Below are 23943 nucleotides of genomic sequence, written 5' to 3'. Positions count from 1 at the left end.
TCAAGGACTGAATCAGATGCAACTTCTAACATAGTGTTTTTTAGCTATTAATAATTCCGACAAAATAACCACTGGAAAGGCAGTCAGTAAATCGCCACTTAATACCAACAATGTCATAACGACACCAGTGTGTATAAATGACACTACCTTAGCAGTGTCAAATTGACACCAATCTAAGCTATAATTCTTAAATTTCAATAGGTTAACTTTTGGCATGATACTTGGGTATATAGTCTCGATATTAAAACAACTATTTCGAGTAATCAGATATGACTAAACAAAAGTTATCAATCATATCGCTTCTCATTGTGTGCTTAGCTTCATTTTCAGTTCTGCTCAGCATCGGAAGCGACATTTATCGAGAGGCACCGCCGATCCCAACCCAGGTTGTGAACAAGGCTGGTGACGTTATCTTTACGGAAAATGACATCCAGCGCGGCCAGCTGGTATGGCGTTCAATGGGTGGCCACCAGCTTGGTTCAATATGGGGGCACGGTTCTTACGTTGCACCTGACTGGACGGCTGACTGGTTGCACCGCGAGGCGAATAACTGGCTAGAGCTCAAAGCAAGGGATGAGTTTAACAAGCCGTTCCCTCAGCTTTCAAAGAGTCAGCAGGCAGCGCTAGAGCAACAGCTGCGCGATGACTTGCGCCCTAACAACTACAACGTGGAAACCGGTGTCATCACCATTTCTCAACTACGCTCTGACGCGATTTCCATGTTGCAGCAACACTACATTGGCCTGTTTGGTGATGATCCTGCCTATCAGCCATTGCGTAAAGACTACGCAATGAAAGAAGGTACGATATCAACTGCCGAGCGTCGTGAACAGCTAACAGCGTTCTTCTTCTGGAGTGCATGGGCTGCAACCACAGAACGTGTTGATCAAAACTATACCTATACCAATAACTGGCCATATGATCCGGTAGTGGGTAACACACCGACATCGAGCAATATTGTCTGGTCTATCTTGAGTGTTGTGGTTCTTATCGCAGGTGTTGGCGCACTGGCCTGGTACCATGCAGCCCTAAAACATGAGCCACTGCCAACACCACCAAAATATGACCCACTGTTCGATGGCAAACCAACAGCCTCGCAAAAGGCAGTAGGTAAGTACTTCTTTACTGCAGTTGGCCTATTCCTGCTGCAAGTTTTCCTCGGCGGTATTACCGCTCACTATGGGGTCGAAGGACAAGATTTCTACGGGATCCCATTATCAGAAATTCTGCCATATTCTGTAACACGTACCTGGCATACCCAGCTAGCGGTATTCTGGATCGCAACAGCATGGTTGGGTACAGGCCTTTACATTGCTCCGGCACTATCCGGCTATGAACCTAAGTTCCAGCGCCTGGGCGTTAATGTCCTTTGGGTAGCACTAGTTGTTGTGGTGCTTGGCTCAATGACTGGTGAGTGGCTGGCCGTTCAACAGTACTTGGATCTTGATACCAGCTATATCCTTGGTCACCAAGGACAGGAATACATTGACCTTGGCCGCCTGTGGCAAGTTCTGTTACTCGTTGGCCTACTGATTTGGCTAGCACTGGTTACACGTGCTATTCGCCCTGCCCTTTCACAACAAGGTGAGATGCGCGCTGTTATCTGGGTCCTGTATGCATCCTGTGTGGCTATCGGCCTGTTCTATGGTGCTGGTCTGTTCCAAGGCAAGCACACTAACCTGGCAATTGCTGAATACTGGCGCTGGTGGGTAGTACACCTATGGGTTGAAGGCTTCTTCGAAACCTTTGCTACTTCTGTTATTGCATTGATGTTCGTTCGCCTAGGCCTAGTACGTGCTGCAACAGCCAACAGTGCGGTTCTGTTCGCCACCGTAGTATTCCTGACCGGTGGCCTGATTGGTACCCTGCACCACATATACTTCACCGGCACACCGACATCGGTAATCGCCTGGGGTGCAATCTTCTCTGCACTGGAAGTCGTACCGCTGGCACTCATTGGTTTTGAAGCCGTCGAAAGCTACCGCATGCGTAATGCAACGCCTTGGATGACACGCTACAAATGGGCAATCATGTTCTTTGTCGCCACGGCATTCTGGAACCTGTTCGGTGCTGGCGTACTTGGTTTCCTAATCAACCCACCTGTCGCGCTGTACTTCATTCAGGGTCTGAACACCACAGCAACCCATGCCCACGGTGCCTTCATGGGCGTCTATGGCATGCTGGGTATCGGCCTGATGCTGTTCTGCCTGCGCGGTCTGTTCGGTGAGGCCAAAGGCTGGGATGACAAATGGCTTAAGTGGTCATTCTGGTCAATGAACATTGGTCTGATTGCGATGATAGCCATGTCGCTTCTGCCTGTCGGTCTGGTTCAGTTCTTTGCGGTCATCGAGAACGGATACTGGTTTGCACGTTCGCCGGAAGTTATGCACAGTCAACTTGTTGAAACTCTGGTTTGGCTACGCGTACCTGGCGATATGATGTTCGGTGCAGGCGGGATCTTCTTAGGCATCTTCCTTGCTAAGCTTATCATTCCAGCAATCAAGAAAGGTTTAGGTAAAGACACAGAGGTGCTGGCACGATGAGTTATCACATCCTATCAGGACTTAAGGTATTGCTGGCCATCTCTGGCATCTACCTAGGAAGTGCCTTCCTAACCAGCCTACCACAGCTATTAGTTCAGCTGTCTGTTGAGATGGGATGGATGACCCCCGCTATTCTGTAACCTCTTTCAGCCCTGGCCGCGTAGATATCAGACTCAGGATATCAGGCAGCCAGGGCTGATTTCTAAGAGTAAGAACGTTATGTATTTAGCTATAAAAACATTTCATGTCATTACCGTGATGATCAGTATCGGGTTATTTTTACTTCGATATGGTTTAGTCTGTCGCCAATCCATTTGGGCTGATAACCAGATACTGAAAGTCATACCGCATGTGAATGATTCCCTGTTGCTAACCAGTGGTATTGCCCTGATTGGTATCACAGGCTTTGTTCCGTTTACACCTGCCGCCCCCTGGTTATCGGTAAAACTGATGAGTGTTGTGGCCTACATACTTTGCGGCGCGTTTGCCCTTAAAGCGAAAAACAACTGGCAACGCTGGGGCTTTTTCGCCGGGGCAATGGGCTGGCTGGTGTTCATACTCAATCTGGCCATTGGCAAATTCCTAGTATTAGATACATTAGCCTGGCTATAACCGATAATTATGACAAAGAGCGCACAGTGCGCTCTTTTCGTTGATGCCCCTCGATCTACTATTCACTCAACATAACCACCCTGTTCCGATGCGTATGCGCATCATAGACATGTATCGATGAACGCTATTCACTGGCGGAATCAATGTGATTTTTATGCCCACACGGCGAGCAAAAGCTCACACACCAGATCATATGCTCACCCCATAACCATAAACACCAATCCGTCAAAGCTAAAAAACCTCACCCCAAACTCTCAAAATAATCTAAAGTTCATATAAAAATGCGATCTAAACACAATTTAACATCGTTGCTGATTGACAATTTGCATCAAAAAGCTAATTATCATCACATCAATTGTTCTTTGATGATCCATATGTTCACAGGCTGTGTTTTTGGTTTGAAACATTTGGGTTAATTACAGGTAAAAATACCTTTTCTGGCTACACTTTAGCTAGCAATCAGACAAGCCCTAACACTTTGAAGGTCGAAAGATATGAGCACTAAACTGGAACAACTGCGCGCGCTAACAACTGTTGTTGCTGACACTGGCGACATTGAGGCTATCAGTAAGTATCAGCCTGAAGATGCGACTACTAACCCATCTCTGATCCTGAAAGCTGCACAGATTGCTGAGTATGCTCCTCTTATTGATGCATCAATCGCTTATGCTAAAACTCAGAGCGACGACAAAGCACAGCAGGTTCAAGACACTTGCGACATGCTTGCAGTAAACATCGGTAAAGAAATCCTAAAAGTTGTACCAGGCCGTATCTCTACTGAAGTTGACGCTCGTCTTTCTTACGACACTGAAGGCAGCATCACAAAAGCTCGCCAGCTAATTAAAATGTACAACGATGCTGGTATCACTAACGACCGTATCCTGATCAAACTGGCTTCTACTTGGGAAGGTATCCGTGCAGCTGAAGTGCTAGAAAAAGAAGGCATCAACTGTAACCTTACTCTTCTATTCTCATTTGCTCAGGCGCGTGCTTGTGCTGAAGCTGGTGTATTCCTGATTTCTCCTTTCGTTGGTCGCATCATGGACTGGTACAAAGCGAAAGAAGGTCGTGACTTCGAAGCTCAAGAAGATCCAGGTGTAGTTTCTGTAACAGGTATCTACAACTACTACAAAGAACACGGCTACAACACTGTTGTTATGGGCGCAAGCTTCCGTAACACGGGCGAAATCCTAGAACTTGCTGGTTGTGACCGCCTGACTATCAGCCCGCAGCTGCTACAAGAACTAAGCGACGCTGAAGGCGAAGTGGTTCAGAAGCTATCTGCAGACGTTGAAATCAAAGAGCGTCCAGCGGCTATGACACACGCAGAATTCCTATGGGATCACAACCAAGACCCAATGGCCGTAGAAAAACTGGCTGACGGTATCCGTAACTTCGCGGTTGACCAGGGCAAGCTTGAGACAATGATTGCAGAGCGTCTGTAAGCCTTAACAATATTTCAGAAAGCGGCCAATCAGCCGCTTTCTTCCTTTTCTGATTCAAATAAATTCTATAGTGGAAACCAATATGGAACGTAAAATGTTAGCAAATGCAATCCGTGCCCTAAGCATGGACGGTGTACAGCAGGCAAATTCAGGTCACCCAGGTGCACCTATGGGTATGGCAGATATCGCTGAAGTACTATGGCGTAGCCACATGAACCACAACCCACAAAACCCAGAGTGGGCTGATCGCGACCGTTTCATCCTATCGAACGGCCACGGTTCAATGCTGATCTACTCTCTGCTTCACCTAACAGGTTACGAACTATCTATCGATGATCTGAAGAACTTCCGTCAGCTTCACTCGAAAACACCAGGTCACCCAGAATACGGTTATGCACCAGGTGTTGAAACCACTACTGGTCCTCTAGGCCAGGGTATTACAAACGCTGTTGGTATGGCGATTGCTGAAAAAGCAATGGCTGACCAGTTCAACCGCGACGGCCACGACATCGTTGACCACTACACCTACTCGTTCCTGGGTGACGGCTGTATGATGGAAGGTATCTCTCACGAAGCATGTTCACTGGCTGGTACGCTAGGTCTTGGCAAGCTGGTTGCTTTCTGGGATGACAACGGTATCTCTATCGATGGTGAAGTTGAAGGTTGGTTCTCTGACGACACACCTAAGCGTTTCGAAGCTTACGGCTGGCACGTTATCCCAGCAGTAGACGGTCACGATCCAGAAGCAATCAACGCGGCTATCGAAGCAGCGAAAGCTGAAACTGGCAAGCCGACACTAATCTGCTGCAAAACTATCATCGGTTTTGGTTCACCAAACAAAGCTGGTTCTCACGACTGTCACGGTGCCCCACTAGGCGCTGAAGAAATCGCAGCAGCACGTGAATTCCTAGGCTGGAACCACGGTCCTTTCGAAATCCCTGCAGACGTAGCCGCTGAGTGGGACGCGAAAGAAGCAGGCGCAGCAAAAGAAGCTGCATGGGACGAGAAGTTTGCGGCATACGCAGCAGCTCACCCTGAGCTAGCAGCTGAATTCAAGCGTCGTACCGCTGGCGACCTTCCTGCTGAGTGGGAAGAAAAAGCCAATGCAATCATTGCTGATCTTCAAGCAAACCCAGCTAACATCGCATCACGTAAAGCATCTCAAAACGCACTAGAAGCGTTTGGTCAGATGCTACCTGAGTTTATGGGCGGCTCTGCTGACCTTGCACCTTCTAACCTGACTATGTGGTCTGGTTCTAAGTCGCTAGAAGCAAACGACTTCACAGGTAACTACATCCACTACGGTGTACGTGAATTCGGTATGACGGCTATCATGAACGGTATTGCCCTACACGGTGGTTTCGTACCATACGGCGCAACTTTCCTAATGTTCATGGAATACGCACGTAATGCAATGCGTATGGCTGCACTGATGAAAGTGCAGAACATCCAGGTTTACACTCACGACTCAATCGGTCTGGGTGAAGATGGCCCTACTCACCAGCCAGTAGAGCAGGTTTCATCGCTGCGTCTAACGCCTAACATGAGCACATGGCGCCCATGTGACCAGGTTGAATCTGCAGTCGCTTGGAAATTTGCAATCGAGCGCAAAGATGGCCCAACATCGCTGATCTTCTCGCGCCAGAACCTAGCACAGCAAGAGCGTACAGCAGCACAGGTTGCTGACATCGCGAAGGGTGGCTACATCCTGAAAGATTGTGAAGGCAAGCCAGAGCTAATCCTGATCGCTACCGGTTCTGAAGTTGAGCTAGCAACAGAAGCATACGCACAGCTAACAGCTGAAGGCCGTAAGGTTCGCGTTGTTTCTATGCCAGCAACAGACCTGTTCGACAAGCAAGATGCAGCTTACCGTGAAGCGGTACTACCATCTGATGTGACTGCACGTGTTGCTGTTGAAGCGGGCATCGCTGACTTCTGGTACAAGTACGTTGGTTTCGGCGGTCGTATCATCGGTATGACTACCTTCGGTGAATCTGCACCAGCAGGCGAGCTATTCAAGATGTTCGGCTTCACAACTGAAAATGTTGTAAGCACAGCAAAAGAACTACTGGCTTAATCGCCAATCGTTCGTTAGAGACAAAATAATAGAGGTGTTGCTATGTATTGCACCTCTTATCCACTGAATTGCCGGGCTTCTAGCCCGGCTTTTTTTTGCTGTTTTTTCACTGACTGCCACCACCGCCCCTGAGCAGACTTCCTTTCATAAACCGCCTTATATCAACCGTAAACAGTGACGGTAACTCGCCTTTCCAGCCGCAAGGCAGCCTAATAAAACCTCACATCGGCTCACAAAACAGCAATAAATCCTTTAATGAGTGATGGTAATTCATGAGTTTAAACTCATAATAAGAGTACGTTTTTTCTTCAGCCCGACTCACTTTATCAATAAGGTATGACTATGACGTGGCAATTAACAGATCTCCTTCCTGTACTGTCTGGCCATGATGGCTGGCAAGTCAAAGAGCATGACCAGACACTTGTCATCAGCAATGAAGATAATATCGACGCGTATCTTGCCGTTGCCGGCGAACAAATTCTGGTAGAAGTTCTGCTTTTCCCGCACCAGCAGGTCAGTGATGTTCCTGCACTGAACAATTTGATCTTGCGTACACACAAGATGTTCCCGCTCTCTACCATTGGTATTAATGAAATTGATGGTGACAGCTACTATGTCGCTTTTGGTTCTCTTTCTTCCCAATCCAAAGCTGAGAGCGTCCTGATTGAAGTCGCTACCCTATTTCGTAACGTCGAAGCCTTTATCGACCTGTACCAGGATCACCTAACGGAGAGCACATCATGAGTGTATGGAAAAAACTCTTTACTGCCATTAAGGGCGGTGCAAACGAAGCAGCCGAAAGCGTCGCTGACAACCAGGCACTGCGTATCCTTGACCAAGAAATCCGTGAAGCCAAGCAAGAGCTACGCCGCTCTGATGAAGCATTGGTGAGCATTGTTGCCAAACGTAAGATGTCACAACAGAAAGTCGATGCGATTAATAACGGTATTGAAGAATACGAAGGCCACGCCCGGGGCGCAATGGACAAAGGCCAGCAAGACCTGGCGCTTGAGTGTGCGCAAAAAGTCGCAACCCTGCGTAATGAGCAGCAGGCTGAACAGACTTACCTCGACCAATTTATCGCGTCAGAACAAAGCATGCGGACCAACATTGCACAGGCCAAGGACAAACTTCGCCAGCTAGAACAGCAGGTCGACGTTGTTAAGGCCAATGAAGCAGTACAGAAGGCCCAATCAGCCGTATCGGCCACCAACGTCGGTGCCAATGCCAAAATGCATACTGCTGTTGAATCACTTGAGCGCATCAAGCAACGCCAGGCAGAAAAGTCAGCCCAGCTTGAAGCGGCCGCAGAAATGGCAGAAGAGCAATCAGGCAGCAGCCTAGACAAAAAACTTGCCGAAGCAGGTATCACACCAGGTAGCAAATCGTCAGCAGAAGACGAGCTGGCCCGTATTTTAGGCAAATAAGGCTGTCACTTTGGTTTTATTACTTAAATACAGCCCGCACTTAGGCAAGCGGAGGTAGTCATGTCACTGTGGATTCTCTTTCAACGATGGGCCGTACGGAACTTCACCCAGTTGAATGGACGAAACCTTCTGATTACCCTGCTTGGCTACAGTGTAATAAGCTGGTTGTTATTAACGTTTGCAGGTGAAGGCGATCTCACCCGCTCGTTTACCGATTTTATCTATTACCTATTTGTGACCGCTTCAACTGTCGGTTACGGTGATATGTCCCCGACAACGACAATGGGTAAATGGGTCGCCTCCCTATTTGTGATCCCTGGAGGCCTCGGATTATTTGCTTTGGGGGTCGGGCGTGTCGCCAGCTTCTTTATTTACTACTGGAAAAGTAGCCTGTTGGGAAAACGGAGTCTCAATGTGAACAATCATATTTTAGTCTTGGGTTGGAACGAGCAGCGAACCTTGCACCTGATCAAAATGCTGCAGCACGAAGAAAAGGGCCACCGTCCGATCGTTTTGTGTGTCCGCCCTGAAATCGAAAATCCGCTACCAGGCGAAGTGGAGTTTGTTCGTGTTACCAGTTTTACTGACAATGAAGGCATGGCACGGGCAGGTATAGAGAGCGCGAATTGTATCCTCATCGACAACCCGGAAGACGATATTACGTTGTCGGCCGCCCTGTATTGCGCCAGCAAGAATCCCGATGCCCACCTACTGGCTTACTTTAATGACGAAGCGTTGAGCCAACTATTAAAACAGCACTGCCCAAACGCCGAATGTATTCCCTCGGTAGCGGTAGAAATGCTCGCAAAAGCAGCCGTCGACCCGGGTTCTAGTGAGTTACACCATGAGCTACTCAGTACAACCCAAGGGATGACGCAATATTCTGTCACCTATCCTGCCAGTGCTGCCATTACAACAATCGAAGCACTATTCGCGACCTTCAAGCAGCAATATGATGCCACCTTGATCGCAATTGATAGCGGTGATGGCGTCGAGCTAAACCCATCGCTACAGCGCGAAGTGCCTCCCGGCAGTAAGCTATTTTATATCTCAGATGAGCGTGTCATTGATTTTAAATGGCAAAACTAGAACCTAATTAACCAGCGAAATCAGCCATTGAGCAGACAGCTGTTACAGCTCAGGAGCCATTATGTTTGATTGGTTTAAAAAGAAAAAAGCACCAAAAACGTCACTCCCTCAATCCCCGGAAATATTGGGATTGAGACTAGGTGGCGCCTTCGAATTAGATGATTTAAAGCTTCGCCTTATTGAACCAGATCTGGTGATTGAAGGTGCATCACGCACTCAGCTCATCAAAGCAGTAGGTGAAGTTCAGCTTGATGAACAAACTCGGATCCTGCGCTATTACACCGATGATGACGGCTTTATCCAGGTACTGGCCCACGGCCAAAGCGATGCCGACATTAGCGAAGTAAAGCTCTATTATTTTTACGATACCAAACCGATTGATTCCGACTCAGAGTGGAATCATTTACTGGATAACCAACTCGTCCAGCCCTCCTGGGAACTAGAAGGCCATACCTTTGAAAAAGTATGGGAAAACACCCGACCTGTTGTAATGACGGAAAAAACCTGGCTTGAAAATGGATCCATAAGCGAGACTGATCAATTTGTCATGATTTATGAACGCGAGATCGGTAATGACATTTTTGAGTCCGTTTTTGTTGCTGGCGAAGAAAAAATCATTCATGACCGTGCTGAGCGTAGCTTGGTCACCAGCACGGGCATCAATCTTTCTCCTACAGACTTCAAGCTCATTGGCTAGTTTGTAATACTCTAATTATTAGGAATTCACATGGAAGTTTTTACAAATTCACTCGCTGGCCTCGGTGCCTTTTTACTCTACTTCTCACTATCAATCGCCTTTTTGATGCTGTTCAAGGTTGTCTATGTCCGCTTCACCCCGCATGACGAGTGGAAGCTAGTTAAAGAAGGCCAGAATGTTGCTGCAGCCATTGGCCTGTCAGGCTCAATTATTGGTTACTGTTTGGCTATCGCTGGCGCTGCCAGCAACTCTGTCAACCTGATCGACTTTGCCCTCTGGGGGATTGTGGCCTTGTTTGCCCAGCTCATTGCCTTCTATATCGTGCGCTTTGGCTTTATGCCCAAGATTGTTGAACGCATTGAGGCTGGCGAGATCCCTGCGGGTATTGTGATGGCTGCGACCTCAGTATCGGTTGGCCTGCTCAACGCCGCCTGCATGACTTACTAGGAGTTGCCACGATGAAACGAAGTAAGCAGGTCGTGCTCGCAAGTATGCGCAAGAACTGGCGTACTTTCTCGGTCAAACCCATTTCAGTTGCCTTTGCCGGTGCCTTCCTTTCCGGGTGTAGTGACAACAGCAACGAGGCCACTATCTATCAAGGCTTGGATGACTGTATCGATGACAACCCCAACTACAGTCAGGAATGTCGGGCAGCCTATCAGTACGCATTAGAAGAAGCTGAGCGGACTGCACCCAAATACCGCACCGAAAATGATTGTATTGCTGAATTTGGGGCCAATGCCTGTATGCAATCACCCAATAATAATTGGTTCATGCCAGCGATGGCCGGGTTTATGTTTGGCCGGATGATGGACAGAGACCGCGGCTATTATTCCCAGCCAATGTTCCGCTCATACTATCCGGGCAGCATCTTCTATGATCGCTGGACAACCGCTGACGGCTACGATTATGGCCGCAGCAGTTACAAGAAAAGCAAAGTCCGGATATCAAAAGATCAGATGAAGCCTAAACCTGCGGTGAGCCGGACCATTTCACGCGGCGGCTTTGGCTCTACCGTTTCAGCAAAATCTAGCTGGAGTAAATCATCCAGTGGTAGCAAAAGCTGGGGTGGTTAGAGCATCTCCTTAATAAGCCAGCTCAACGACTGTTTGAACTGGCTTATTGTCTCCCTTTTCCCGTATTCCCCTTCCCTTCTTTGGTTACTGTGCAAACGGATCGCTAAAGATAGGATTGGTGAGAAAAGTCTCATCCGTCAGGGTCTGTAAAAAAGCCACCAGCGCTTCTTTCTCTTCCTGATCCAGGTTCAACCTCACCGGCGAGCCTGTCGGGCTTCCGTTATGCCTCAGATCTGGGCTTAAATTCGGGTGCGGCTGTACACCGCTATTATAAAATTCAACCACTTCCATCAGGCTTTTGAGTCGGCCATCATGCATATACGGTGCACCTACCGCAATATTTCGCAGTGACGGTGATTTAAAGAACCCTCCTCCGGCTCCCTGATCCCCACTGGTATCGGCATCCAGGCCGTTAATATGCGAACGATCCATTGTGTGTGCCGAGGTTTGGTGGCACTCAACACAGCCAATAGATGCCTGACTCCCTAAAGGGAAGCCCGAAAAAAGTTGATGGCCCAACATCTCCTGCTCGGTAAACACCGCAGCAAAATCCGGATCGTTCCACTCCCCGGCAGTAAACGCCTGATCATATTTCGACTGGTATGAAACCATAGAGCGAATAAATTGCGCCATCGCTTCAGAGATACGTTGGCTGGTAATAGCTTCATCACCAAACGCCTGCTCGAACAACCCCGGGTAAAAACTTGTCTCCGCCAGTTTCACTTCCAAATCAAACAGGTTCATCCCCATCTCGACCGGATCCTCAATGGGCATCAATACCTGCTCTTCAAGCGTCGCGGCCCGCTCATCCCAGAAAAAGCTCTTCGGGGTATAGTAAGTTGCATTGGTCAGGCTCATTGAATGACGCCCGGTTTGTCCACCGTCAAACCCAATACTGAACTGCGCCGGATCGGTAAACCCATGTTTTTGAATATGGCAGGAAGCACAGGAAATAGTACTATTGGCGGAAAGCCTGACATCGTAAAACAGCACTCTGCCCAAAGTTGCACCCGCATTGCTAACCTTATTCAAGAAAGGCGTATTATCCTGCGAGCGGACATTACCAAATGGCGACGTCGTTGAAGTGTAATACCTAGGCCGGGCTTCCAGGTACCCTTCATAGTTATGGCTAACCGCTAAATCAGGCAAAGGCAGCCCGTCAATATCAACACGGGGCGCAGGTTCCTCCTCTTCTGGCGGCAGATTTTGAGGCGGAGATCCCGGGGATGTTTCCCCTGGCAATTCTGCCTCGCTTTCATTACCACCACTCGCAACAGCATTTGCCCCGTCAGCAACACTGCCATCACCGGTATTATCGCGACATGAAACAACCGACGTTAGAACGACGGCCAATAGCATACACATGGAAGTATTCATGATAAACACTCCAACCTAGCCTATATAATATTCTTGTTATGTATGGGAAAGCAGGCAATTAGCCTATTCCTCTGTTTCAGTCACAATAGCAGTAGATTGGGCATCTCAGTTCTGACTAATGAGAAGTGAAATTTATATATGTTTGGTGATCGGACAGTAAATAATGTGTACTGATGTGATTACCGAGGGACTTTGTCGTTCCAGCATACCAGTCCCCAGATTGAACACTCAACTAATAATCTTCGCGATGTGTGGGTGAGAAATAGAAGCATAGAGCGAAAAGCAATTGGTCGAAAGCCTTGGGCTGGGAAGGACACCCGTAAGAGAAGCGCTACAGAGACTCTCTTATGAAAGAATGGCTGAGATCCATCCACGCCGCGGGATCCAAATTCCTGCGATTTCGTTAGAAAGCCAACTAAAAATCTTGGAAGTGCGCCGAGATATCGAAGCGCTTTGTGTTAGCTACGCCGCATCTCGTGCGACGGTACAAGAAAAGCAGCAGATGCTTGAGCTAGCGTCGAGCTTGGAAGAGTGTGCCAATAACAAAGATGACTTCACATATGCTGGGCTGTTAAAGCAGATCCACACCTTGCTGGTAAAAGCAGCAAGTAATGAATATCTACAGCTTGCGATGGCACCACTGCAAGGGCTATCACGCCGGTTTTGGTTTGCCTACAAAAATGATACTTCGGACCTAACGGAAGCCTCATCGTTGCATGCAGCAGTACTTAGGGCAGTGAGCCATACCGATGCCGAAGAGGCCGTCACACAGGCTCAACGACTACCTGACTGATATGGCCTACCGCAGCATTACCGCGAGAAAGTAATAGCAATAGTTGCCAGAGGATTATCTAGACTTTCATGTTTAACAGTGTCCCAGCCATTTCATCAGCCCGGCGGATCACATTGGCTCCCGCCTGGTTGTATGTCTGGGCCTGAATTAAATCGACACTGGCATCGATTGGATTATTTGTACCGATTGGGACTGCTCCTTTCACCTCTGGGGCTTGTTCAACTGCATTCGGTGAGATCAGGCTTGACTGCTGAATCTCTTTCGCAGCCGATGTCGCCATACTTTGAGCCTGGTTTAGCATGTTCACACCAGAATAATGCGCAGAGATAGTCATACAAAGAGCCCGTCAAAATACCAAAGATGAACCTCATAATGGGTAAGGAACCATTCATTGTCAAACCCACTAAACAATCACAGAATTAAATAGCCCAATCATCCAAAAGAGCTTGCGGCACTAAAAGCACTAATCCAATATATTGTCGACAATCCATTGCAGAAATAGTGGCTCAGCGCTTCCCGGCTAGCTGTTTGGTTTCCACATCTATCAGAGCTCGAATTTTGGCAGTCAGATCATAACTATCTGTGTATTTTTTGCCGTAACTCAGATTGAAACCATAATCAAAGTCATCAGGATTATCTCCCTGGCTATGCTGGAGCAATGTTTCCAGCTTATCCATCGCCTTAGCCAGTTTCGCCTCTGGTGTTTGTGCTAACTCATACTCATCCCATAACGCCAGGATCATTACCTTAAGATCATCAGATAGCGGTGCTATCAGCAGTTGTAAATCCAGCCTTTCCTTTAATGCTTTATTTTCTCCGGCCACTTGGTCGACAGCGGGAATATCACCACTTATCGCCTCGCCCAAGTCATGGATAATGCACATCTTGAGCAATTTACTGATATCCATTTCGGGAAACTCAGCCTCAAACAGCATGATCATCAGACATAGCCGCCAGGTATGTTCCGCCGTACTCTCTTTTCTTCCTTGAGATGTATGGGCACTACGCAACGTATTTTTGAGCTGCTCGGCAGCACGAAGAAAGTCCAGCACGCCTTGTAATTTCACATCTTCCAATGTCATCTCCTATTTTTCGGCGATAGCGTTTTCGGCCTGAATATCGTTCATTTGACCAGCCTAATGCCAATCTAAGTACACAAAGGGGGATATAGCTATGAAAGTAGTTAGATACTTATTTAGATTGGAATATTACAGACTAGAAAAGGGATGACTCGCAGGCCTAATAATAAACCTGCGAGTAAAGCTGATGTTTCCCTATTGAGGACTGACAGCCCTCAACGATAGGAAATAACGCGATAAGGATTATTCAGCAAACTGAAGTAGATGCTGTTTTACTGACTCAGAAGCAAAGGAGTGCTCAACACTTACTTTATAGATCTCAAAGTAATCTTCACGACTTAGGTTGAATTCCTCAACCACTTTACGAACTTCATCCGTCATGGTGGTGTTGGAAACCGTCCGGTTGTCAGTATTGATAGTGATTAGTACACCATCTTTGTGGAAGGCTTTAATCGGGTGGCTGCTAAGGTTGTCCACGGCTTTAGTCTGGATATTGCTGCTAGGGCAGGTTTCCAAGGCAATGGCTTCACTTTTCACTAGGTCGTAAGCTTCCGCATGGCCCTTAATATGGATACCATGTCCGATACGCTCGGCACCAAGCAGTGAAACTGCATCATGTACGTTCTGGCCATCACCCTGCTCACCGGCATGGATAGTCACTCGGTAGCCCTTATCTAGGGCATATTTGGCATATGGCACAAACTCATGGCAGAACCCAGATAGTTCGCTACCAGCCAAATCGAATGCAACAACGCCGTCATTCAGATATTTTGCTCCGGCATCAAGAACTTCGATAATTCTGTCTTTAGGCATAGTTCTTAAAATCGACAGGATATAGTTACCTTTGATGTCGTATAACTGCTCGGCTTTCTTCATACCTTTAACGGCACTACCAATGATCTGGTCGAGAGTTAGGCCTTTTTGCAGATGAAGCAAAGGACCAAAACGCATTTCCAAATACTTCACGTTTTCTTTGGCTGCATCTTCGAACACCTCAAATGAGATACGCTCGATGCCTTCTTCGGTTTGCATCACAGAAAGCGGCAACTCGAATCGCTTCAGGTACTCATCCAGGTTTTGACAAGTCTCAGGCGCAACCATCAGTGATTTGATTTCACTAATGTCTTCACTTGGCAGTGGTAAGTTTTGTTGGTGTGCAAGATCAATGATTGTTTGCGGGCGGACACTTCCATCTAGGTGGCAATGCAGATCGATCTTAGGCAAGTTGAAGTAGTTCATGAGTCTCTACCTTTATTGTATTGGTTCATAAAGTTACAGACTTCATAATCAAGAGTTTAAGGCTCTTGGTAGAAACTCCCAAACCATATCATTGGGATTATACGAAGCAATTTGACGAATGAGTCTATCATTGTGTCCAGCCCCCTGCAATTCATATGGTTAGTACACTTACAGCAACTATTAATTTTCAGGTTAAAATTAATAGTAGGCATGAATCAGGATGAAAATATCGCAGAGGATCAATGCAATGAAAAAAGCACTTGTTACCCTTATCCCTGCCTTTATTCTATTAAGTTCACAATCAATGGCAGAGCACTTCAATACGTTAGGTAACTATAGATATCAAAGTGGTACTTCAACGTTAAGATCTGAGCTTGTAGAAAGCAAAGAGAGTGCGTATCAAAGCGGGCATAAGATAATGTCCAGTATTACTCAACAAAGTCCATATGAATTACATCGTACATTACTTATATCACCGTCGCGTCTTGATGTCAGGTCTGTCCGTATTGACGACAGTTTCGTAACAGTTCAGGAGATATCAAGGCTCCCTGGTAAAATAGACTACCAAGCTTTGGTTGTTGTTAGTTATCATTACAGAGTTCATAAGTCAGATAATTAACATGTTGCAACTACTTCACGCATCCCATCACGTATTAACTGTTCCGTATCTTGTTTAGTAAGAGGCCTGTTAAAATAATACCCTTGAGCATAATCGCAACCTAGCTGGGTCAATAGGTTTCTTTGTTCAAGGGTTTCAACCCCTTCTGCAAGTACCTTAACGTCGAGCACTGTACTTAAATCGATAATATGCCGAGTAAACTCTCTGTCTAATGTCGTATTGCAAATATTTTCAATAAGTGTACGGTCAAGTTTTAATTTATCTAACGAATGGCGATAAGTACGAATTAAGTTTAATGATGAATAGCCCGTACCAAAATCATCCACAGCAATATGAATACCCAGCTTTTTAGTCTGAGCAATATTATCGCTTAATGTTTTGATGTTTTTGGCACTCGCCGTTTCAGTGATTTCTATTTCAATGAGCGAAGTTGGACACTTTGATGACTCGATGATATCAGTGATACGAGAAATGAATGTCGTCATCTCTAGAGTCTTAAATGAGATATTTATTGCTATTCTAGGTGTCTTTAGGCCTTGTTGTTGCCATTCAACAATTTGCGAGCACACTTGATTAAATACCCATAGGTCAAACTCAAAGTGTAAACCTATCTCTTCAGCAATACCGACAAACACATCAGGTGTAATGTTACCAAGCTCTTTATGGGTCCAACGAGATAATGCTTCGAAGCCAATAAGCTTACCGCTACTCAGTTCATATTGGGGTTGATAATGGATTTTTATCTGATTCTGCTCTATCGCATGAGGAAACTCATCAATAATAAGTTTGTTATGAATCAAATCGCCTGTTGTCTCTACCGAAGCAAAACAGTATTTAGACACACTGTATTTTTTAGCTTCACGCATTGCTGTTTCAGCCGCAACTTCCATAGCATGATAGCTTTCATAAGCGGCACTTTCTGAACTGGCCCCAATACTAAAAGATTTACCCACCCTAAGGCCCTGATCTAATTCCAAGGGTTTAGCCGCTATTTGACACAGCCTTTGGCAAAGTTCAGTGACATGCGCATGAAATACTTCAGTTGACAGTCCATTACCGTCTTCAACTAATACTCCAAACTTTGCGTTAGAATAGCGCACAACCAGGCCATCATTTTTTACGGTTTGTTGTAGCTTTTTACCCAATACAAGTAAAAAGTTATCACCCACATCAAAGCCATAACGAAAGTTTGTGGTCGAAAAATTATCCACACTTAAAATAATCAGCGCCAAATTGTTTTTATCAATATCGGGCAAACTAAGTAGATAATCTCCTTTAGAACGTATAGCCCAGCCATTAGGCAGGCCTGTAATAGGATCAATAGATTTATTTTCCAATACACGAAAAGACAGCGTATACGTATCTTTTGCTCTCTCACAACACTGACAATGAACTTTGACGGGTAATTTATAATGATGTTTATCTGTAATTGTTGCCGATACGAGCATACCTTGCTTGCTTTTACCGCAATGTGAAAGCAGTTGCTCAACACTAAGCCTAGTATGCTTGTGGTCATCAATGATAGACAGTATATCTTGTAATTTCATACCCACAATTTTATGCAGGGTAAAACCAATTACGTCTGTAAATACTTCATTACAAGCTGTAATAGTGCCGTTGCTCACAGTTACAGTTGGCAACAACATATATGCAACATCACTCATTAAAGGGGCTCATTCGTGTTATTTTTATATAATTATCAGGTAAACCTGAATAATCACTATTTTGCCACATTACAGCAGAGTGATGCGAAGGTTTTGGTTGAAAAATACAAATACACGACAGCAGCCAGCCCCTACTACATAAAGGAGCTGACTCCTAGCTCAAATATTAAGGTTGAACTTGCGCTAATTGTGAATAATCCAGCCATTCAAGCTTATCTTGCCACCAGTATGTAGTGCGTATCGGCTGTGAAAAGTCCAGTGACTCACCAACTAAAGGTGTAACTAAATCTGCATTATGCACCTCAGCTTCGGCAATCAGATCATTGACAGGCTCGTCCCAACGATGAAGAAAGAGCTCATAGGTCGACCAATGCACCGGAAACAACTTCTCAGCCCTGACATCCAGGTGCGCCTGCATGGTATGGGCAGCCTGCATATGTCCCCAACCTTCGACAGGATAGCCTTTTCCTTCTTTCACGTTGGCTGCCACTTCAATGAACGATAAATCAAACGGACCTAAACGCTCACCAATTTGTTTAAAATGCTCACCGTAGGCTGAGTCACCGCTGAAGAAGACACTGCCCGCATCAGCCTGGATCGCCCATGATGACCACAAGGTCTTGCTGGAATCAAACAAGCCACGCCCCGAGTTATGATTCGCCGGTGCCGAGGTAATAGTTACGCTGTTGAGCTGCTGGCTTTCCCACCAGTCAAACTCCTGAATATTTGATGGTTTCACTCCCCACTTTTCAAGGTGGCGGCCAACCCCCAGAGGGACAAAGAACTTGACGCCCTTATTGGCATAGTATCGAGCGGTATTTTCTTCCAGATGATCGTAGTGGTCGTGGGAAATTAGGATCACATCAGGTACAGGCAGCTCCTCTCGGCTTACTGGCGCATCGACATTCCGCTCAAACCAACGAGAGAAAAATGAAGGGGCGGCATACTCAAATACTGGGTCGATCAGCAGGCGAGTATTATCCACCTCAACAAACAACGAAGAGTGTCCCAGCCAAGTCACCCTGAGCGATTGGCTGGGCTTAGCAAGCTGCTGGGTATCGACAGCCTGAAACTGAAGGGGGTTCTGAGGCTTATACCGATCTCGCTGCATGAAAAACTTCCACATCGTAGTCAGCATGCCCTCTTCAGCGTTTACTTTTGGCAGATTAGAAACCACTTTTCCATCAACGAATTGTGGAGAACTCGCGATACGTTCTTGCCTCAGGTCCTCACTCCGAACGTAATCGCCATCAACATTTTCGTTGCTGCTGACTGCAACCCCAAGCGCTGCCAATACTGCGACCATAGATGTTTTTAGTATTGTGTTCATTTCTTAGCTAGCCTCAAAAGTAAACGATGGTGTATACTTTCAATCATATCTGGAACTCTTGAAAAGTAAACACACTCGTTTACTTTTTAGTTCATCATTGGTGCTGAAATGGTTAAAGTCGCTGAAATAAAACAAGAAAATATTATTCTTGCTGCAATAGATATTTTTACCGATAAAGGACTGGAACAAGCGAGTATGGAAGCCATTTCGAAAAAGGCCGAAGTCTCAAAGCGAACGCTATATAAGTATTATCCCACCAAGGAAAGTTTGTTCAGTGCCATTGTTGAACGCTTGTTCTCAAATGTACGGGTGATCAGCCAGATCCCCTTCGACTCTGAAAGCTCAGTTAAGGCGCAACTCACCACCATTGCCAAAAAGGAGGTTGAGCTTCTCTGCTGCCCAAATTTTCTATCTTTAGCCAGGGTAGTGTTCTCTGAATGTATGCGTTCAAGCGACTTAGCTTCGCTTATGGTGCAAAAATTTCAGCAGCTAGAAGGCTGCCAAGGCCTCACAAACTGGATTAAAGCCGGCATACAAGCCGGTAAACTCGATGTCGACCACCCGGAAGTTGCCTCTGAGCAGTTTATTGCCTCATTAAAATCCATTGTCTTTTGGCCCCAACTACTGGCCCATATTCCACCTGCCAGCCAACAGGAAAAGGACATTGCAATAGAAATGGCTGTAGCTCAGTTTTTAAGTGCCTACCTGAAAGAAAACTAACAGGAAGAAAAATACTGTATCTGGCACTATTTCTCTTCTAATAGCGATGCCCCTCTAGATCAGTTCACATATTAACGGTCAGAAAAACTATGTTCTGGCCGTTGAGATAACACAAAGTTCTCAGCAAAACTGTTATTGCCCTGCCGTGCCCTTAAGGCTGAGCAGCATTCAATTACTTTTGATAAATGTGTTGATATTGTCTCAGTTTCGAACAATTTCGTGATGTATCCTCGCAATAACGATACTAAAAATAATGCTAACTGACGTTATTAGGGAATAACTATATCAGCTTCATGTTTTGGTCTCTTATCGCCATGAAACCAAACTTAAATGCTCTCCCTTATAAAGCATTAATTTAGTAATTAGATTTTTATTTATAGCATGCTTAAGGAATAGTCATACTATTAAGTTATTAAAAGGGGTATAACGGTGAATCTCACGATTAGAAACAAAGCAATACTGGCTACAGTATTTGCTGCTTTAACGGTTATTACTGCGATGGGAACCTATTCCTATAATTCGAGTTGGAATATTCTCATCGACAAAACGTTTCATCGCGAGTTGCCCGCGGTATTGGGTGAGGTGAGTAATGATTTGAATGCTCAGCTACAAGTCCCTGTCTCCGCTTCTCAAGTTATTGCCTTATCCCCCCTATTCTCCCAATATTCCGGCAACGCTTCACAACAAGAAATTTCATCGTATCTTACTGATGTAAAAACTGAGTTTAATGCCATCACCTCTTACTTCATATCCGCCAAAGACAATACCTATTATGTCCCTGCTGGTATCCTTAAAACGATAAGCGCTACTAACCAAACTGATCAGTGGTTCCATCAGTTCATGAAAACAGACAAACCGTTTGAACTGTCTATTGATACCGAGGGTGCCACGGGTATCCCTACCATGTTTGTAAACTATGCCGTCATGAACAACGGCCGCCGTGTTGGTGTGGCTGGTATTGGACTAACGCTCGATAGTATTACCCGACTCATCAGCCAATATCGTATTGGTGAAAGCGGTATTGTTTTCTTGGTTGACGACCAAGGTACGATCAAAGTGCACCCCCAAAAGCAGCTCGTTGGAAAGTCTCTTTCAGATCTAGGAATGAGTGACTTCAAATCATTACTAGGAACCAAGGAGTCCACAGTACGCGAGTTTGAACTTGGTGGTAAACCTCAGGTCGTAGGGGCCAAGGCAATGCCAAGCATTGGCTGGACCCTGATCAGCCAAGTACCACAGCAGGAAGTATTAGCCTACCTCGATGACTTCAGCTTCAACATGATCATTATGGCCTTGGTTATCGCTGCTATCTTTATCCCAATCGCCGCCTGGTCCATCAATAAACTTCTATCACCCTTTGTTCAGGTTGCTCAGCTGTTAGAAGACATTGGTAAAGGAGGAGGGGATCTAACCCAAAGGCTGGATGATTCTCGGCGTGACGAAGTTGGACAAATTGCCAAGGGATACAATCAATTTGTGCAATACCTCAGTGAATTGCTCCAGAATGTTTCTGATACGGGCAAAGAAATTTCATCGTCCATTCAAAATGTCGATCAGCTTGCCAGCTCTATGGAGCAGGAAATCAAACATCAGACAAGCAAAATAGAACAAGTTGCCACCGCCATACACGAAATGGGGGCAAGCTCTGATGAAGTGGCTCAAAGTGCCAATGATGCCGCCACCAGTGCAAAATCAGCCACCGACGCGATTCAGACAGGCCATCAATCGGTAACAGCTACCTATGAAAGCGTCGAGAACATGAATATACAACTGAGTAACTCTAACGAAGTCGTGGCCCAGTTGGCCCAGGATGCGAATTCCATTGATACCGTTTTGGATGTAATTAGCGGTGTATCTGAGCAAACTAACCTACTGGCGTTAAATGCTGCCATTGAGGCCGCACGAGCCGGAGAGCAAGGCCGGGGGTTTGCCGTCGTGGCGGATGAAGTCAGAACCTTGGCGTCAAGAAGCAAAGAGTCGACAGAAGAAATCCGTGTAATCATTGAGAAGCTGCAAAAGCGTACCGAAGCGGTTGTCAGCGCTATAGCGACAAGTTCAGAACTAGGAAAAACATGCCAAACGGAGGCCTCGCACTCCGAGCAGCAACTCACAGCAATCTCAGCCAATGTCAGTGAAATGAATGCGATCAATATGCAGATTGCCTCTGCAACGAACCAGCAGTCCAATGTAGTTAATGAGATATCTCCCCATGTTGCCAGCATTGCGGAGATTGCCCATCAAAGCGATGCCATGGTTGAACAAACCGCTAGAGATTGCAGTCAGCTTAAACTAAAAGCCGAGCATCTATCTAACCTGGTTAGTAAGTTTAAATTTTAAAAAACGGCAAAGGCCACTTCACCTTAAGTGGCCTTTTCTAAATACAACTACTTTTTCCGAAGCTCAGCTAACCCATCGACTCCCGATCGTGCGACTGTTTTTCCTACTTCGTCTAAATCCGCTGCTTCTTCATCATAATTAAAGAAGTAGAACATGGCATTACCAAATATCGCAATCGCACAGCAGGCCATTACAATCATAGGAATCAAACCCAGTAAATCCATTTGTAAGAAAATAAAGCAGACAACCATCAAAATCGCATTTAACGCCATACCTGTTAATCTTTTTTTCTTATAGTTAGTCATAGTGTAAAACCTTTATTTGTCCTATTTGGACTAAGTAATCATGTGCAAGCCATGCGCAATGAATATCATAGAGGTTTTACTCAAATATTGATTCAGTTCTCATTTTTTAAGCTTCCTTACTCATAAGAACGCTATTTAATCATTAATAACACCATCAACATCACAGGATATCGCATAACCAATTATCCAGCTGCCACTATTTTTTTATCTGGTATAGATACAAATAACACCGAGGTAAGAGCAAGTAACACACCACACATTATCCAGTTAATCTTAATACCATATTGTTCAGAAACATAACCTAATAATAAAGAAGCAATCAGTGCTCCACTCGTGCAAATAAATGAGCTGACTGACAGCATCGTGGAGCGATGATTTTCCTGGGTATTGTCGTTGAGCAATACCCTTTCAGAATTGTTACCTATTGTAAACAAGAAGAAGAAAGCCAGATAATACAAGCCGAAAGAATAGATACTGTCAGCAAAAGCAAGGCCGATTAAGCCCAACCCAGACAATGCACGTGTTATAGACAACAGTAGTTTGTGGGAGCCGCCAAGCAATCTAACAAGAGGAACCGAGAGCAAAGACGCCAAACTATCCATTAGAAAATACAGAGCTGAAATTACACCGAAAACAGCAACACCATAGTCTGTATTCTCGATAATGTCAGAAAGAAAAGGCTGCCAGAAGTTTTCAATACTGCTCAATACCAGCCCATAAACAAACATAGTCTGCATTAGCCTTTTAAGCACACCATGAGTCAAAGACTCACGGAAAACCTCAAGGCTATGAGCAATAATGCCTAAGGAGTGAATATCCGACAATTCATGGTGTACAACTTTAGGTTCATGAATGATGAAAAGAGTAACAACAAACAAAAATATGTTAGCTACACCAATCGTGAAAATATTTAAGTCATAAATACTGCCCAAGTATAATGAAACGTCACCAAAGTAGTTTGGCAACCAGCCACCAATGAGCGAACCTAAAGCCAGCCCTACTGTAACGACAACATTAATTATTGAAATCGCTTGATGATAGGTTAGCTGACCTTGTGCTTTGCTAAAACTATCGTAAAACCACGCGTCCAATGTACCAGAATAGATAGCACGAGAAGCGCCTAGCAGGATGGCTGAAGCCATTAACAGCAATAGATCAGAAGCAAGATACAGAGCAATACAACCAAGAACATTTACCACTAAAGAAAGTAAATAAACTCTTTTCCGGCCGAATTTATCAGCGACACCACCTAACGGAATTTCCAAAACGGCAGTGCTTCCAACCCATACAGCCATAACATAGCCAATTTCCTGAAGGTTCAATCCTCTAGACTGAAAAATCAAGACCAAAACGGGGATCGCAATACCCACTATTGTCCAATGAAAGCCTTGTTGACCAGCATATACCCTAAGTAATTTTTTCTTATCCACTTAACATTCCTTGTTCGAGTACGGGTACTCAGCGAGCAGTTTCGTTCTTTTGTTTGACATGCAAACCGGTGCATTTTCAGGTTG

23 protein-coding genes, 1 pseudogene and 1 riboswitch are annotated in these 23943 nt (G+C 45.6%); of the genes and pseudogenes, 16 read left to right on the top strand and 8 right to left on the bottom strand.

The window, feature by feature from the left end:
* Positions 1-269: 269 nt before the first annotated feature.
* From AC51G0_RS25430 to AC51G0_RS25380, 11 genes are all read left to right on the top strand, one after another.
* Entirely contained in the window at positions 270-2543 is a 2274-nt protein-coding gene (locus AC51G0_RS25430; protein WP_496302360.1) for a nitric-oxide reductase large subunit, read from the top strand.
* A complete protein-coding gene (locus AC51G0_RS25425; RefSeq protein WP_496302358.1) occupies positions 2540-2683 on the top strand; it encodes a hypothetical protein in 144 nt (47 codons plus the stop codon). Before AC51G0_RS25430 ends, AC51G0_RS25425 begins: the two co-directional genes overlap by 4 nt.
* A gap of 79 nt (positions 2684-2762) precedes the next feature.
* Positions 2763-3155 (top strand): SirB2 family protein, encoded by a 393-nt coding sequence (locus AC51G0_RS25420; RefSeq protein WP_496302356.1) that lies wholly within the window; start codon positions 2763-2765, stop codon positions 3153-3155.
* 494 nt (positions 3156-3649) lie between these two features.
* Positions 3650-4600 carry a transaldolase gene (gene tal, locus AC51G0_RS25415; protein ID WP_496302354.1) on the top strand — a complete coding sequence of 317 codons (951 nt, stop codon included), beginning with the start codon at positions 3650-3652 and terminating at the stop codon, positions 4598-4600.
* A gap of 82 nt (positions 4601-4682) precedes the next feature.
* Positions 4683-6677 (top strand): transketolase, encoded by a 1995-nt coding sequence (tkt, locus tag AC51G0_RS25410; RefSeq protein WP_496302353.1) that lies wholly within the window; start codon positions 4683-4685, stop codon positions 6675-6677.
* Positions 6678-7019: 342 nt separating this feature from the next.
* Entirely contained in the window at positions 7020-7421 is a 402-nt protein-coding gene (locus AC51G0_RS25405; RefSeq protein WP_496302352.1) for a DUF2170 family protein, read from the top strand.
* Positions 7418-8104 carry a PspA/IM30 family protein gene (locus AC51G0_RS25400; protein ID WP_496302351.1) on the top strand — a complete coding sequence of 229 codons (687 nt, stop codon included), beginning with the start codon at positions 7418-7420 and terminating at the stop codon, positions 8102-8104. The genes AC51G0_RS25405 and AC51G0_RS25400 overlap by 4 nt, the downstream gene beginning before the upstream one ends.
* A gap of 60 nt (positions 8105-8164) precedes the next feature.
* Positions 8165-9193 carry an ion channel gene (locus AC51G0_RS25395; RefSeq protein ID WP_496302350.1) on the top strand — a complete coding sequence of 343 codons (1029 nt, stop codon included), beginning with the start codon at positions 8165-8167 and terminating at the stop codon, positions 9191-9193.
* Positions 9194-9254: 61 nt separating this feature from the next.
* A complete protein-coding gene (locus AC51G0_RS25390) occupies positions 9255-9890 on the top strand; it encodes a YjfK family protein (protein WP_496302349.1) in 636 nt (211 codons plus the stop codon).
* A 30-nt stretch (positions 9891-9920) separates the two neighbouring features.
* Positions 9921-10337: a DUF350 domain-containing protein gene (locus AC51G0_RS25385; RefSeq protein WP_496302348.1), complete on the top strand. Its 417-nt coding sequence runs from the start codon at positions 9921-9923 to the stop codon at positions 10335-10337.
* Between the two features lie 11 nt (positions 10338-10348).
* A complete protein-coding gene (locus tag AC51G0_RS25380; protein ID WP_496302347.1) occupies positions 10349-10966 on the top strand; it encodes a DUF1190 family protein in 618 nt (205 codons plus the stop codon).
* A gap of 84 nt (positions 10967-11050) precedes the next feature.
* On the opposite strand, the gene AC51G0_RS25375 is transcribed toward AC51G0_RS25380, so the two are convergent.
* Positions 11051-12343, bottom strand: a complete 1293-nt coding sequence (locus tag AC51G0_RS25375) for a cytochrome-c peroxidase (protein ID WP_496302346.1) — start codon at positions 12341-12343, stop codon at positions 11051-11053.
* A gap of 286 nt (positions 12344-12629) precedes the next feature.
* Between AC51G0_RS25375 and AC51G0_RS25370 the strand changes: the two are divergent.
* Positions 12630-12677: pseudogene (locus AC51G0_RS25370) on the top strand (hypothetical protein); the annotation flags it as partial.
* 21 nt (positions 12678-12698) lie between these two features.
* Entirely contained in the window at positions 12699-13136 is a 438-nt protein-coding gene (locus AC51G0_RS25365; protein WP_496304198.1) for a GntR family transcriptional regulator, read from the top strand.
* A 58-nt stretch (positions 13137-13194) separates the two neighbouring features.
* On the opposite strand, the gene AC51G0_RS25360 is transcribed toward AC51G0_RS25365, so the two are convergent.
* The 3 genes from AC51G0_RS25360 to add form a co-directional block, all read right to left on the bottom strand.
* Positions 13195-13470: a flagellar basal body rod C-terminal domain-containing protein gene (locus AC51G0_RS25360; RefSeq protein ID WP_496302345.1), complete on the bottom strand. Its 276-nt coding sequence runs from the start codon at positions 13468-13470 to the stop codon at positions 13195-13197.
* A 172-nt stretch (positions 13471-13642) separates the two neighbouring features.
* Positions 13643-14203 carry an HD domain-containing protein gene (locus AC51G0_RS25355; protein ID WP_496304197.1) on the bottom strand — a complete coding sequence of 187 codons (561 nt, stop codon included), beginning with the start codon at positions 14201-14203 and terminating at the stop codon, positions 13643-13645.
* A 255-nt stretch (positions 14204-14458) separates the two neighbouring features.
* A complete protein-coding gene (add, locus tag AC51G0_RS25350) occupies positions 14459-15454 on the bottom strand; it encodes an adenosine deaminase (RefSeq protein WP_496302344.1) in 996 nt (331 codons plus the stop codon).
* Between the two features lie 25 nt (positions 15455-15479).
* A riboswitch (purine riboswitch) is annotated at positions 15480-15579 on the bottom strand.
* Between the two features lie 122 nt (positions 15580-15701).
* On the opposite strand from add, the gene AC51G0_RS25345 reads away from it, so the two are divergent.
* Complete coding sequence (locus AC51G0_RS25345; RefSeq protein ID WP_496302343.1) at positions 15702-16073, top strand: DUF3316 domain-containing protein; 372 nt, start codon at positions 15702-15704, stop codon at positions 16071-16073.
* On the opposite strand, the gene AC51G0_RS25340 is transcribed toward AC51G0_RS25345, so the two are convergent.
* A complete protein-coding gene (locus AC51G0_RS25340) occupies positions 16070-17737 on the bottom strand; it encodes an EAL domain-containing protein (protein WP_496302342.1) in 1668 nt (555 codons plus the stop codon). The genes AC51G0_RS25345 and AC51G0_RS25340 overlap by 4 nt on opposite strands.
* Before the next feature lie 166 nt (positions 17738-17903).
* A complete protein-coding gene (locus tag AC51G0_RS25335; RefSeq protein ID WP_496302341.1) occupies positions 17904-19067 on the bottom strand; it encodes an MBL fold metallo-hydrolase in 1164 nt (387 codons plus the stop codon).
* A gap of 108 nt (positions 19068-19175) precedes the next feature.
* Between AC51G0_RS25335 and AC51G0_RS25330 the strand changes: the two genes are divergently transcribed.
* Together AC51G0_RS25330 and AC51G0_RS25325 are read left to right on the top strand one after the other, a co-directional pair.
* Complete coding sequence (locus AC51G0_RS25330; protein WP_496302340.1) at positions 19176-19787, top strand: TetR/AcrR family transcriptional regulator; 612 nt, start codon at positions 19176-19178, stop codon at positions 19785-19787.
* 429 nt (positions 19788-20216) lie between these two features.
* Positions 20217-22124, top strand: a complete 1908-nt coding sequence (locus AC51G0_RS25325; protein ID WP_496302339.1) for a methyl-accepting chemotaxis protein — start codon at positions 20217-20219, stop codon at positions 22122-22124.
* Positions 22125-22171: 47 nt separating this feature from the next.
* On the opposite strand, the gene AC51G0_RS25320 is transcribed toward AC51G0_RS25325, so the two are convergent.
* Together AC51G0_RS25320 and AC51G0_RS25315 are read right to left on the bottom strand one after the other, a co-directional pair.
* A complete protein-coding gene (locus AC51G0_RS25320) occupies positions 22172-22429 on the bottom strand; it encodes a hypothetical protein (RefSeq protein ID WP_496302338.1) in 258 nt (85 codons plus the stop codon).
* Between the two features lie 182 nt (positions 22430-22611).
* A complete protein-coding gene (locus tag AC51G0_RS25315) occupies positions 22612-23859 on the bottom strand; it encodes an MFS transporter (protein ID WP_496302337.1) in 1248 nt (415 codons plus the stop codon).
* Between the last annotated feature and the right edge of the window lie 84 nt (positions 23860-23943).

This window comes from Photobacterium sp. HL06, from assembly GCF_059552575.1.
Note: the sequence above shows the minus strand (reverse complement) of the source record. Positions and strands in the feature narration are given on the sequence as shown.

What these genes read in the sequence shown, in the direction of transcription:
- AC51G0_RS25430 (WP_496302360.1), top strand. Translation starts at nt 270, where the DNA reads ATGACTAAACAAAAGTTATCAATCATATCGCTTCTCATTGTGTGCTTA.
- AC51G0_RS25425 (WP_496302358.1), top strand. Translation starts at nt 2,540, where the DNA reads ATGAGTTATCACATCCTATCAGGACTTAAGGTATTGCTGGCCATCTCT.
- AC51G0_RS25420 (WP_496302356.1), top strand. Translation starts at nt 2,763, where the DNA reads ATGTATTTAGCTATAAAAACATTTCATGTCATTACCGTGATGATCAGT.
- tal (WP_496302354.1), top strand. Translation starts at nt 3,650, where the DNA reads ATGAGCACTAAACTGGAACAACTGCGCGCGCTAACAACTGTTGTTGCT.
- tkt (WP_496302353.1), top strand. Translation starts at nt 4,683, where the DNA reads ATGGAACGTAAAATGTTAGCAAATGCAATCCGTGCCCTAAGCATGGAC.
- AC51G0_RS25405 (WP_496302352.1), top strand. Translation starts at nt 7,020, where the DNA reads ATGACGTGGCAATTAACAGATCTCCTTCCTGTACTGTCTGGCCATGAT.
- AC51G0_RS25400 (WP_496302351.1), top strand. Translation starts at nt 7,418, where the DNA reads ATGAGTGTATGGAAAAAACTCTTTACTGCCATTAAGGGCGGTGCAAAC.
- AC51G0_RS25395 (WP_496302350.1), top strand. Translation starts at nt 8,165, where the DNA reads ATGTCACTGTGGATTCTCTTTCAACGATGGGCCGTACGGAACTTCACC.
- AC51G0_RS25390 (WP_496302349.1), top strand. Translation starts at nt 9,255, where the DNA reads ATGTTTGATTGGTTTAAAAAGAAAAAAGCACCAAAAACGTCACTCCCT.
- AC51G0_RS25385 (WP_496302348.1), top strand. Translation starts at nt 9,921, where the DNA reads ATGGAAGTTTTTACAAATTCACTCGCTGGCCTCGGTGCCTTTTTACTC.
- AC51G0_RS25380 (WP_496302347.1), top strand. Translation starts at nt 10,349, where the DNA reads ATGAAACGAAGTAAGCAGGTCGTGCTCGCAAGTATGCGCAAGAACTGG.
- AC51G0_RS25375 (WP_496302346.1), bottom strand. Translation starts at nt 12,343, where the DNA reads ATGAATACTTCCATGTGTATGCTATTGGCCGTCGTTCTAACGTCGGTT.
- AC51G0_RS25365 (WP_496304198.1), top strand. Translation starts at nt 12,699, where the DNA reads ATGGCTGAGATCCATCCACGCCGCGGGATCCAAATTCCTGCGATTTCG.
- AC51G0_RS25360 (WP_496302345.1), bottom strand. Translation starts at nt 13,470, where the DNA reads ATGACTATCTCTGCGCATTATTCTGGTGTGAACATGCTAAACCAGGCT.
- add (WP_496302344.1), bottom strand. Translation starts at nt 15,454, where the DNA reads ATGAACTACTTCAACTTGCCTAAGATCGATCTGCATTGCCACCTAGAT.
- AC51G0_RS25345 (WP_496302343.1), top strand. Translation starts at nt 15,702, where the DNA reads ATGAAAAAAGCACTTGTTACCCTTATCCCTGCCTTTATTCTATTAAGT.
- AC51G0_RS25340 (WP_496302342.1), bottom strand. Translation starts at nt 17,737, where the DNA reads ATGAGTGATGTTGCATATATGTTGTTGCCAACTGTAACTGTGAGCAAC.
- AC51G0_RS25335 (WP_496302341.1), bottom strand. Translation starts at nt 19,067, where the DNA reads ATGAACACAATACTAAAAACATCTATGGTCGCAGTATTGGCAGCGCTT.
- AC51G0_RS25330 (WP_496302340.1), top strand. Translation starts at nt 19,176, where the DNA reads ATGGTTAAAGTCGCTGAAATAAAACAAGAAAATATTATTCTTGCTGCA.
- AC51G0_RS25320 (WP_496302338.1), bottom strand. Translation starts at nt 22,429, where the DNA reads ATGACTAACTATAAGAAAAAAAGATTAACAGGTATGGCGTTAAATGCG.